General features: G+C 63.1%; 12 protein-coding genes and 2 tRNA genes. 6 read left to right on the top strand and 8 right to left on the bottom strand.

The features are described from left to right. Positions 1 to 203: 203 nt before the first annotated feature. The gene (locus VI234_RS11625; protein ID WP_336330086.1) at positions 204 to 641 is read right to left on the bottom strand and encodes a hypothetical protein; all 438 of its coding nucleotides are present in this window, start codon (positions 639 to 641) and stop codon (positions 204 to 206) included. A 140-nt stretch (positions 642 to 781) separates the two neighbouring features. Between VI234_RS11625 and VI234_RS11620 the strand changes: the two genes are divergently transcribed. Then, positions 782 to 1660 carry a shikimate kinase gene (locus VI234_RS11620; RefSeq protein WP_008309352.1) on the top strand — a complete coding sequence of 293 codons (879 nt, stop codon included), beginning with the start codon at positions 782 to 784 and terminating at the stop codon, positions 1658 to 1660. Next, a complete protein-coding gene (locus VI234_RS11615; RefSeq protein WP_008309354.1) occupies positions 1657 to 1950 on the top strand; it encodes a chorismate mutase in 294 nt (97 codons plus the stop codon). Before VI234_RS11620 ends, VI234_RS11615 begins: the two co-directional genes overlap by 4 nt. Before the next feature lie 5 nt (positions 1951 to 1955). Here the strand turns inward: VI234_RS11615 and VI234_RS11610 are convergent, their stop codons facing one another. The 4 genes from VI234_RS11610 to VI234_RS11595 all read right to left on the bottom strand — a co-directional run bounded on the left by VI234_RS11610 (position 1956) and on the right by VI234_RS11595 (position 4334). Continuing rightward, positions 1956 to 2636 (bottom strand): carbonic anhydrase, encoded by a 681-nt coding sequence (locus tag VI234_RS11610; protein ID WP_008309355.1) that lies wholly within the window; start codon positions 2634 to 2636, stop codon positions 1956 to 1958. Positions 2637 to 2942: 306 nt separating this feature from the next. Further along, positions 2943 to 3123, bottom strand: a tRNA-Trp gene (locus VI234_RS11605). Positions 3124 to 3177: 54 nt separating this feature from the next. Beyond that, positions 3178 to 3405, bottom strand: a complete 228-nt coding sequence (locus tag VI234_RS11600) for a DUF5795 family protein (protein WP_008309357.1) — start codon at positions 3403 to 3405, stop codon at positions 3178 to 3180. Positions 3406 to 3446: 41 nt separating this feature from the next. Further along, positions 3447 to 4334, bottom strand: coding sequence for a DUF5794 domain-containing protein (locus tag VI234_RS11595; protein ID WP_008309359.1), 888 nt, complete (start codon positions 4332 to 4334; stop codon positions 3447 to 3449). A 413-nt stretch (positions 4335 to 4747) separates the two neighbouring features. On the opposite strand from VI234_RS11595, the gene guaB reads away from it, so the two are divergent. Beyond that, the gene (gene guaB, locus VI234_RS11590; RefSeq protein ID WP_008309360.1) at positions 4748 to 6232 is read left to right on the top strand and encodes an IMP dehydrogenase; all 1485 of its coding nucleotides are present in this window, start codon (positions 4748 to 4750) and stop codon (positions 6230 to 6232) included. Positions 6233 to 6437: 205 nt separating this feature from the next. Here guaB and VI234_RS11585 read toward each other — a convergent pair whose 3' ends face one another. After that, positions 6438 to 6662, bottom strand: a complete 225-nt coding sequence (locus tag VI234_RS11585; protein ID WP_008309365.1) for a hypothetical protein — start codon at positions 6660 to 6662, stop codon at positions 6438 to 6440. A gap of 87 nt (positions 6663 to 6749) precedes the next feature. Here VI234_RS11585 and VI234_RS11580 point away from each other — a divergent pair, with 87 nt between their 5' ends. Continuing rightward, positions 6750 to 7190 (top strand): GNAT family N-acetyltransferase, encoded by a 441-nt coding sequence (locus VI234_RS11580; protein ID WP_008309366.1) that lies wholly within the window; start codon positions 6750 to 6752, stop codon positions 7188 to 7190. Positions 7191 to 7326: 136 nt separating this feature from the next. Continuing rightward, positions 7327 to 8118: a YihY/virulence factor BrkB family protein gene (locus tag VI234_RS11575; protein ID WP_336330085.1), complete on the top strand. Its 792-nt coding sequence runs from the start codon at positions 7327 to 7329 to the stop codon at positions 8116 to 8118. Between the two features lie 206 nt (positions 8119 to 8324). On the opposite strand, the gene VI234_RS11570 is transcribed toward VI234_RS11575, so the two are convergent. Further along, positions 8325 to 8398, bottom strand: a tRNA-Lys gene (locus VI234_RS11570). Between the two features lie 336 nt (positions 8399 to 8734). Here VI234_RS11570 and VI234_RS11565 point away from each other — a divergent pair. Then, positions 8735 to 10198, top strand: coding sequence for a DHH family phosphoesterase (locus VI234_RS11565; protein WP_008309370.1), 1464 nt, complete (start codon positions 8735 to 8737; stop codon positions 10196 to 10198). Here the strand turns inward: VI234_RS11565 and VI234_RS11560 are convergent. Continuing rightward, positions 10195 to 10494, bottom strand: coding sequence for a PRC-barrel domain-containing protein (locus VI234_RS11560; RefSeq protein ID WP_008309371.1), 300 nt, complete (start codon positions 10492 to 10494; stop codon positions 10195 to 10197). The genes VI234_RS11565 and VI234_RS11560 overlap by 4 nt on opposite strands. Positions 10495 to 10763 lie beyond the last annotated feature (269 nt).

Here is a 10763-nt window from a genome sequence, read left to right as displayed (position 1 = left end):
TGATGTTTCGACCGACACGATTGAGCAGTATATCGAGCGAACGGAACACGTTTAACGGGGCTTACGGCCTTCACCCTCGGGGTCAAGCCCCGAGGCACTCGGCCTGCTCCGCCAGTAGATTGGTTCCGGGTAGCCCCCGGCGTCGGAACAGACCGGGAGATCGCGCAAACAATCCGTATGCGTCGAAGCCGTCCCACCGGCCGCTACTCGTACCTCGAATCGATGAGAAATCCGAGCGAGATGAGTCCACAGACCATCGACAGGAACCCGATCATAGCGAGGCCAAACGGCGGGTCGTCGCCGGGATAGGTTACGAGTCCGCCGAAGGAGCCGATACTGATGCCCCACAGGCCGACCGTTAGCACGAGGTCCGCATACGTGTTCCAGGCGTCTTCGAGCGCGGGTTCGACGCGAGCGAGCCACCATTCTGATGTCTCCGCTGGAGGTGACGACCCGCGACCCAGAACCTGGCGAACTGCAGGCCGGCCGCCGGCGACGGCGAGTGCAGCAGTAGCGAGTACCGCAATTCCCGTCAGCACTGACACTGGGGCCGCCCGGACCTGCAACAACAGAAACAGGCTGACGTAGCCCAGAACCGCGATGCCTGCCGTGAGTCCCCGGAGTGTGTTCCCGATGCTCATTTCCCGTTGCTGGTTCCCTTCGAACTGGTCGGTATAGTGTTGCCCGTCTTACTGCGACGCTATCGCTTTGTACTGCGGTCAACGTGACCGCTACAGGGGTATCGCAGTTAGTAAATAGGTCCGCGAGGGAGTACACGTCGATGGAAGGGAAGGCAGCAGCGCCCGCAGCAGGGACGGTCCTCAACGCGCTCGCGACCGGCCGCGGTGCGGCGTTTGCTATCGACGAGTACACGACAGCGACCGTCACGCTCTCGACTGAGACCGACGGCGTCACCGGCGAAGTCGCTGGCGCGCCGGACGCCGACACGCGGCTCATCGAACGCTGTGTCGAGTACGTCATCGACGCCCACGGCGGCCCACAGAACGTGGGCGTCCCGGCGGTCTCCGGCGGCACCGTCCGCACCGAGAGTGAGGTCCCGATGGCCTCGGGACTCAAGAGCTCCAGTGCGGCCGCAAACGCGACCGTCATGGCGACGCTCGACGCGCTCGATGCGACCGAGCGGATGAGCCGCGAGGACATGGCCCGCCTCGGCGTCATGGCCGCCCGCGACGTGGGCGTCACCGTCACCGGGGCCTTCGACGACGCGTCGGCGTCGATGCTCGGCGGCGTCACCGTGACCGACAACGAGGACGACGCGCTCCTTGCCCGCGAGGAAATCGACTGGGACGTCCTCGTCTGGACGCCGCCGGAACAGTCGTTCAGTGCCGACGCGGATGTCGAGCGATGCCGCCAGATCGCACCGATGGCCCGTCTCGTCGAGGACCTCGCGCTCGACGGCGACTATCAGCGGGCCATGACGGTCAACGGCCTCGCGTTCTCGGCCGCGCTGGACTTCGAGACGGACCCGGTACTCGACGCGCTCGGGCACGTCGAGGGTGTCTCGCTGTCCGGGACGGGCCCGTCGTTCACTGCCGTTGGCGAGCGGGCCGCACTCGAAGCCGTACAGGACGCCTGGGACGAGCGACCCGGAGCGACCTGGCTGACGACGACACAGACCAAGGGAACACACACAGTATGAGCACAAATCCGAACCCAGAAGACATGTCGCTGGACGAACTGCGCGACGAAATCCGGACTATCGACCAGGAGATTGTCGAGAAGATCGCACAGCGAACCTACGTGGCCGACACCATCGCACAGGTCAAAGACGAGAAGGGGCTGCCGACGACCGACGAGCAACAGGAGCAAGCCGTCATGGACCGTGCCGGCGACAACGCGGAGCAGTTCGACGTCGACGAGAACCTCGTGAAAGCGATTTTCCGACTCCTGATCGAACTGAACAAGGTCGAACAAAGAGAGAGTCGGTAGCGGGACTAGTACTCCCAGAGGCGGTTAATCCGCGAGTCGATATCGGGATGGGCCGCTCGGAGTGCGTCGACATCGGTTTCACCGTCGACGTTGATGACGTGGACTTCGCCCCGTCGGCCGCCGTACACGTCCTGAAAGTCGTAGACGACGCCGAACACGTCCACAGCGTCGGGAACGTCGTCGCTGCTGCGGAGGAACTCGACTTGCCTGTCGACGTTGTACTCGACGAGTCGGTTGACAGCCGCCGCTCGCTCGATGTCTTCGGGAAGGTGTGCCAGCGCGGGCTCGAGATGCGGTTTGAGAACGCCGAGACAGTGCTCGATACCGGCCGGCTCATCGAGGCCGTCCGTCAGGTCGTCGTAGGTCGCCGTCACCGCTCCACAGCCGGTGTGGCCGACGACGATGGCGGTTTCGGTCATCGTGTGCTCGATAGGGTACAACACGTCACCCGAGACCGCCTCGCCGGACGCGGTCCGCTGGATGACTCGGTTTCCGATATTGCTACAGGTGAAGAGATGCCCCGGCTCGCTGTTGCCCCACATATGGTCCTGGAGCACCCGCGAATCGGAGCAACAGACCGTGACAGCGTCGGGCGTTTGCGAGTTCTGGACCTGGTCGAACCGGTCCCGGAACTCCGCCGCGTGGTCGGCGTTTCCGGCAAGTAAATCGCGTAATAACTGGCTCATGCGTGGGCAGATAGCCGCCATGAAGTAAACTCATTGGACTGGGGCAGTGTTGCCCTCCCAAACCTGACGCCGACTCGGAGCCGTGTTCGGAACGCTCTGGCTGCGTCGAGAGTGTGAAAACCGGGACTGAAGGGCCTTAGACGCACGACTACGGCGAAAACAAACGAACAGACTGATCTGGAAGAGTAACAGTATGAGGTCGGAGGGATTAGTCACCCGGCTGCGAGACTCACTTCGTTCGTCTCGCGTGGCTCAAATCCACCTCTCAACAGTTCTGCCGCTCGCGTTGTAGCTCGCGGCAGGAAATGGGGTCGGAGGGATTTGAACCCCCGATCGGCTGATATCTCCGTCCTGCGCCTCGGAACTCCAGAGGGTCATCGTCGCGAACCGGTGATCAGCCGGCCGCTCAGTATATCAGCCCTCGAAGTGTCGTCCCAGGCGCGTGGCCTCTGGAGTCAGCCGCCTTCCCGGACTAGGCCACGACCCCGCACTCCGGCGTAAGCCGACTCGCATTAAAGGGATTTCGATTGGCAGACGGCGCTCAGTCGCGGTCGGTGTCGGACCAGTCGCACTCCTGGCACTTGTATCCAGTAACAAACTCCAGCGCAGAGGGCATATACCCCACTGAAATGACGTTCTCACCACATTCCGGGCAGTCGTCGGCGGCGTCTTCGATGGGTTCTGCGTCCATGACGTCCTCGCCTTCGATGAGTTCGGCCAGGCTCTCGGGGGTCTGCATCCGGCCCTGGACCACGCGATTGTCGCTCATACCGGACAGCCGGGCCTGATGGGCCTAAAAGTTCTCCCTCGTCACAGCCACGGGGCGCGTTCCTGGTCGGGTTCGTACTCGACCGCGGCCCCTTCGTCGGTCTGTTCGTCGGCGGCGACCCCCTGGGACGCGCCGCCGTCGGCGAAGGCGGCGGTGAGGTCCACAGCGTCGGGGCGGTATTCCGTGTGGCGCGTGCGGGCGTTCTCCGGGTCGAAGGAGAGCAGCGCCGTGACAGCGAGCACGGCCAGCGCGACTGGTGCGTCGGTCGGCATCACGCCGAGGACGGAGAGGGCGAGCACGCCGAGCGCGACAGCGCTGCCGAAGCGGAACCGGTCTATGTCGACGGCGTTGCGGAGCCACGGACTCGCCAGCGCGACGGCGAGGGCGAAGCCGATACCGACGCCGGTGGTGGCGGCCGCGCGGAGCAGGACGCCGGGTTCGATGGCGGTGACCAGCGTCGCGCCGGCGGGGTCCAGACTCGCCAGCAGGCCGAGCACGACGATGACGGCTGGACGCGGCAGGTACTCGCCGATCCGGGCGCTTGCGGTCTGTGCGGCGATGGCGAGGATGACGAGGCCGGCGAATCGTTCGAGGGTGCCCAGTTTGACAACCCCCGCAATCGTCGGTGCGAGCGCCGCTTCGATGAGGGCAATCGGCATCAACACGGCTCCGATGATGAGTACCGAGCGCGCCTGCTGGCGGGGACCGCCTTCGAGTTCGGCCAGCACGACAGCGACGGTAGCCGACCCACCGAAGACCAGCAAGCCTACTTCGAGGACGCCCATCCAGGTCGAAAGTGCTCCTGCGAGGACGAGCACCGGGAAGATGCCGTCGACGAGCGGGAGGCCCATGACGGTCGCTAAGAGCCGGCCGCCACGGCCGACCTGCTGCTCGATGTCGAGCGCAATCGGGTGTCTGGAGATACTCATGTCGCGTTACGGTCGAGCGTAACCCAACTCTCGTCGGGAGGTTCTCACTCGGTCCTGACAAACACGACAGAACTGCCAGAACTTGGTACCGAACCACGCGAACGCTGTGTTGCCCGACGCTGTAGGCGTCATCTGGCGGGCAGTACCGTTCCGTGCGGGTTCGGTGAGTCGCATGTTTTTAATTATCCTTCATTCCCACATAACCGTTGCGTGAGAACTGCGCACATACGCCACCGATTCTCCGAAATACCTCGATGTTTGTGGACGAATGTCTCACCTTCGAGAGCAGGGAATGACAAGTGCGGTATCACGGGCGTATTTCTGGAACGGGCTTCCCGAGACAAGTGTGGCATCGAACCCCACGTAGCGCCGAGTCTCGCAACGTTTTTGCCGGGCCGTCGTGGACGATTTACATGGCGAACGATTCCGAGCCTTTCTCAGAGAAGCTCCGAGTGCCGGAGGCGCTGACGTTCGACGACGTACTCCTCAGACCCAAGGAGTCCCGGGTCGAACCAGACGAGGCAGACACGACGACACGGGTCTCGAAATCCGTCGAGCTGACCGTTCCCGTCCTCTCCGCGGCGATGGACACCGTCACCGAGAGCGACATGGCGATCGCAATGGCGCGACAGGGCGGTATCGGCGTCCTCCACCGTAACATGAACGCCGACGAGATGGCGACCGAGATCGAGCGAGTCAAACGCGCCGACGAGCTCATCATCCGCGACGTCGTGACGGCCAGCCCGAACCAGACCGTCAGTGAGGTCGACGAGATGATGGAACACGAGGGTGTCTCCGGCGCGCCGGTCGTCGACGACGACAACGGCGAAGTGCTGGGCATCATCTCCGGGACGGACATCCGGCCGTATCTGGAGGTCGGCGAGGACGACGCCGTCACGGACGCGATGACCGACGAAGTCGTCACCGCCCCCGAGGACGTGACGCCGCGGGAAGCGCTGGAACTGATGTACGACCACAAGATCGAGCGCGTCCCCATCGTCGACGACGAGAACCGCCTCGTCGGGCTGGTCACGATGCAGGGCATCCTCCAGCGCCGCGAGTACGACCAGGCCGCCCGCGCGGACGACGGCTCGCTCCGCTGTGGTGCCGCCGTCGGTCCCTTCGAGATGGACCGCGCGCAGGTCGCAGACGAGGCCGGCGTCGACATCTTATTCATCGACTGCGCGCACGCCCACAACGCGAACGTCATCGAGAGCGCCCGCGAGATCAAGGCCGAAGTAGACGCCGACGTGGTCGTCGGGAACATCGGCACCCGGGAAGCCGCCGAAGCCGTCGTCGACTTCGCCGACGGCGTCAAGGTGGGTATCGGTCCCGGTTCCATCTGTACGACCCGTGTAGTCACCGGCGCCGGAATGCCTCAGATAACCGCCGTCTCGCAGGTCGCCGACGTAGCGAGCCAGCACGACGTCCCGGTCATCGCCGACGGTGGCATCCGATACTCCGGGGACGCCATCAAGGCCATCGCCGCGGGTGCGGACGCGGTGATGCTCGGCTCGTACTTCGCCGGGACCGACGAGGCTCCGGGCCGCGTCATCACCATGAACGGCAAGAAGTACAAGCAGTACCGCGGGATGGGCAGCGTCGGCGCGATGAACGAGGGTGGCGGCGAGCGCTACCTCAAGGACGACGAGGAGGGCGAGGAGTTCGTCCCCGAGGGCGTCGAAGCCGCGACGCCGTACAAGGGCTCGCTGGCCTCTGAACTCCACCAACTCGTCGGCGGGATGCAGTCCGGCATGGGTTACGTCGGGGCCGAGACGATCCCCGAGTTCAAGCAACGCGCCGAGTTCGTGCGGGTCTCCGCGGCCGGACAGCAGGAGAGCCACCCACACGACGTGATGATTACGGACGAAGCGCCCAACTACAGTCCCGACAGCTAACGCTGACGACTGGAGTGAACGCAGAAAACCGCAGCCGATTATTACGCGGTTTCGCAGGCCGGACTACACGCTTCCGTCTGTGCCGCGTTCGCGTCGGGATACGCTTTGAACGACTCACCACAGCTCGAACACTCGAACGTGTCGAAGTCGGACATAGCGGACGGCCATACTCGCGCCGCGGAAAAAATTATTGTGGATACGCCGGTCAGTCGTAGTAGTCTTCGTCCAGCGGGAGTTCAGTCCCGGACGACGTGACTTTGTCGACGGTTGTTTCCAAACAAAGTGTCTCGCTGCATTCGGGACAGATGACGGCCACGTCGACCTGTAGAGAGTCATCAGAGTCGTAGATTCCCAGAACCTCCGCGTCAGAGGCGTACAGGTACTCCGCCGACAGTTCGTGCTCGTGGTCGCGAGCGTAGTCGTACGTCATGCATGCCCGCTACACCCGGGTCTGTGTTGATGGTTTCGGCGATTCCCAGTAACAGCACATACAGGGGACCCGCTCGAAGTTGCGGTCATGAGCGACTTGGAAGTCAGTGTCGGCACCTGGGATGCGTTCGAAGACGCGGCAACAGCCGTCCGAACAGCGGTGTTCGTCGAGGAACAGGGCGTCTCCGAGGATGAGGAACTCGACGGGAAAGACTCGGACGCCGTCCAGTTTCTGGCCCGTGACGGCGAGTATCCCGTCGGCACCGCCCGGCTCCGGTTCCCCGAGTCAACGGTCGGCAAGGTCGAACGGGTCGCGGTCCGCGAGCCCTATCGGGGCGACGGCGTCGGCGCAGCGCTGATGCGGGCCGTCGAAGACGCCGCTCGGGACGACGGCGCGACTACGCTCATACTCCACGCACAGACCCACGTCGAGTCGTTTTACGGGCAACTCGGCTACGAGACGGTTAGCGACGAATTCGAGGAAGCCGGCATTCCACACGTCGAGATGCGAAAGCGATTGGACGGCTGAGCTAACCATACGTGGCCCTGCAGGCGCAGTACGTCGTGAGGGCTGAGGACGGTTCGCGGACGACCAGTCGTAGCTGTCCCTCGACCACAGTTATCCCAGCACAAACATGTTTCCCTGCTTCCACCCTTTTCGGGATATGGCGCGACGAGTCGAGTGGGTGGCAACTGCGAAGACAGTCGCCAGTATCGCGTACGAGAGCGATATCAGGTACATCGCGACGTCGCTAGCGTACTACGCGTTCATCTCGCTCATGCCGGTGCTGTTGCTCGTTTTCATCGTCTTCGGCCAGCAACTGGCCGGCGTGGTTTCAGTCACTGGCGCGCAGTTTCTTACCCCTGACACACAGCAACTGCTGTACGAGGGATTGACAGCGGCGACGGGCCGGACAGCGGCGACTGTCCTCTCCGTGGTCGTGCTGGCGTGGAGCGGTGCCAACGTCGCCGTCGGCGTCCTGACCGTCGTCGAGCGTATCGAGGCGGTGACAGAGCAGCCACTCGCGCGGCAGGTGTGTGACGCCGCAACTGTCCTCGGGACGCTTACGGCCGCCGTTCTCGTGATACTTGTCCAGAGCGTGTTCCTGGCTCTCTTCGCTGCCGGCCCGCTGAGCGTACTCGTCGGGTTCGCCGTCCTGTTCGTCGCGCTGACCGTCACGCTGCTGCCCCTGTATTTCGTCCCGTCACGCGTCGCGAGTTCGCCACAAGATGCCCTCCCCGGCGCGATGACGACCGCGATGGGCTGGACCGCCCTCCACGCAGTGATCCAGTTCTTTGTCGCCAACGCCGGACAGTACGCCATCTACGGCGTCCTCAGCGGGCTCATCCTCATCCTCACGAGCACGTACGTGGCCGCGATCGTCCTGATGGTCGGCGTCGTCGTCAACGCAGTGCTCGCCACCGACACTGACGACCTGTACGACGTGAGTGGCTGAGTCTGTAAACGTCGCCACTTTCCACCGCTCGTTCCATCGTTCACTCCGTCCGGTAGCTGCTTCGCTCCCACAGAGAGGGCGTCGCAAAAGCGGGCCGGAAGGGATTTGAACCACGGTCGGACGTGCTCGCTTCGCTGTGCACGCCCTCCCTGGTTCAAAACCGCTTCGTAGCCGCTTTGCTCCTCGCGAAGTGTTCGTCGCAAAAGCGGGCCGGAAGGGATTTGAACCCTCGACCGACGGCTTAAGAGGCCGTCGCTCTGCCAGACTGAGCTACCGGCCCAGTGCACTCAATGCTCTGGACGGCCCGGTAAAATAGGTTTTCATTCGGACGCCTCGTGTCGGTCGGTCTCACGTTTCTTGTACACACCAGTCAGCTAGCGGCGGTGAACTGATACTGCCGGCTGTAAGTCTGTGAAGGATCTCGCCACCTCGGGGTGGCGAATCTCTTGAAATAGTTACAGCCGGCAGTATGAGAGAAGAATCGCACAGGGTACGACTATGCCTGCGCTTGACGGCGTTTGACGCCCTCTCGAACCGATCTTTCAGGAGAGCGTTCCCAGTTGTTGGAGAAATAGCTGGCATTAAAGAGGCTTGACGCCAAGCGATACAGACACTAATGAGTACAGCCAGCGGCATCACGATGGCCTCTATGTCGACCTACGCCATCCTCGGGTGTGGGAGTGTTGGCCACGCCGTGGCGGAAGAACTCGTCGAGGAGGGGAAAGACGTACTCATCCTCGACGCGGACGAGGGGCGAGTCGAGGCCCTCCGCGATCAGGACCTCAACGCACAGCAGGCAGACATCTGTGAGACTGACGTCGCCCAGACGGTCGCCGACCGCGACGTGGTGCTCATCATGTCCCCGGACGTGAACGCCAACGCCGAAGCGGTACAGAACATCCGCGAGTCCGGTGGCGAGCAGTTCATCGTCGCCCGCGCCGACGACCCGGTGTCGGCCGACGACCTCACTGAGCTCGGTGCGGACGTGGTCATCAACCCTTCCGCAGTCATCGCGGACTCGGCGCTTCGAGCGCTGGAAACCGGGGAGCTGGAGTACAAGGCCTCACAGCTCGGGGACGTCATCGACGGGACCGAAGAGCGCATGGCAATACTTATCCACCGGTCGCCGGACCCCGATTCCATCGCTTCAGCCGCCGCGTTGCGGGCCATCGCCGCGAGCCGCGACGTGGAGGCCGACATCATCTACGAGGGCGAGATCGGGCACCAGGAGAACCGCGCGTTCGTCAATCTCCTGGGTATCGAACTGACCTCGAACGAGGACGTCGACCTCGACGACTACGACACGTTCGCGCTGGTGGACGTCGCCAAGGGTGGGGAACCGGCTATCGAGTCCGTCGATATCGTCGTCGATCACTACGAGCACGAACACGAACTGGAACACGACGCCGCCTTCTCCGATATCCGGCCGAACATCTCGGCCACGTCGACGATTCTCACGAAATACATTCAGGAACTGGACCTCAATCTCGACCAGAGCGTCGCCACGGCGCTGCTGTACGGCATCCGCGCCGAGACGCTGGATTTCAAGCGGGACACGACGCCGGCGGACCTGACCGCCGCGGCGTACCTGTATCCCTTCGCCGACCACGACACACTCGAACAGGTCGAATCGCCGTCGATGAGTCCGGAGACGCTCGACGTGCTCGCCGAAGCGATCCGGAACCGCGAGGTTCAGGGGAGCCATCTCGTCTCCAACGCCGGATTCATTCGGGACCGCGACGCGCTGGCGCAGGCGGCCCAGCACCTCCTCAATCTGGAGGGCATCACGACCACAGCCGTGTTTGCCATCGCCGACGACACCATCTACCTCGCCGCGCGCTCGAAGGACATCCGGATGAACATCGGCAAGGTGCTGTCGGACGCGTTCGGCGGGATGGGCGAGACGGCGGGTCACTCCACTGACGCCAGCGTCGAGATACCGCTCGGCATCTTCACCGGTTTAGATACGAGCGACGACAACAGAGACACCCTGCTAGAACTCACTGAAGAAGCAGTCAAGCGGAAACTGTTCGAAGCGATGGGTGTCGACAGCAGTAGCGAGAGTTCGAACGGAAACTAGGCGGGGACTTCCTCTTCCTCGTCGCCGGCTTCGGGCTGGCGGAGCCGTTCGACGATATCGCTGACGATGACGACATCGCCGACAGCCTGAACCCACCGGTACGGAATGATGACGCCCCGGGCTGTGTTCACTTCTTCGTCGAACAGCTCCGTGTTGAGCTGGGTGAGTGCCAGCCCCGTCACTTCCTTGCGGTCGAGTTCCAGCCGAAGGTCTTCGACTTCGCCGACGAACACGCCGTTTTTCGAATACACCTCGCGACCCACGAGGGCTGTAATCTCCTGTGGTAGATTCTCCATTCCCATACGACGGTGGTTGGTCGGACGGCTTATAAAGCTTCTTTGCGACTGAAACGTCTATGGCTCGGGGGAGCAAATGCTACGAGATGCCCCCGGACAACGACTGCTGGCCGCACTCTGATGCCGCTGCCAGCGTCCTCGCACAGGGAGCAGTCGCCTGTCTATAGTAACAATTGAAACGAATTACACACTGATCGCACTGCCATCGTGCGATCAGGTGTGCATTGATTTTCAATGGCTACTATAGGTCGCGGGACTTTTGTCCCGCT

It is taken from the genome of Haloarcula sp. CGMCC 1.2071 (genome assembly GCF_037078445.1).
GTDB lineage: Archaea > Halobacteriota > Halobacteria > Halobacteriales > Haloarculaceae > Haloarcula > Haloarcula amylolytica.
Note: the sequence above shows the minus strand (reverse complement) of the source record. Positions and strands in the feature narration are given on the sequence as shown.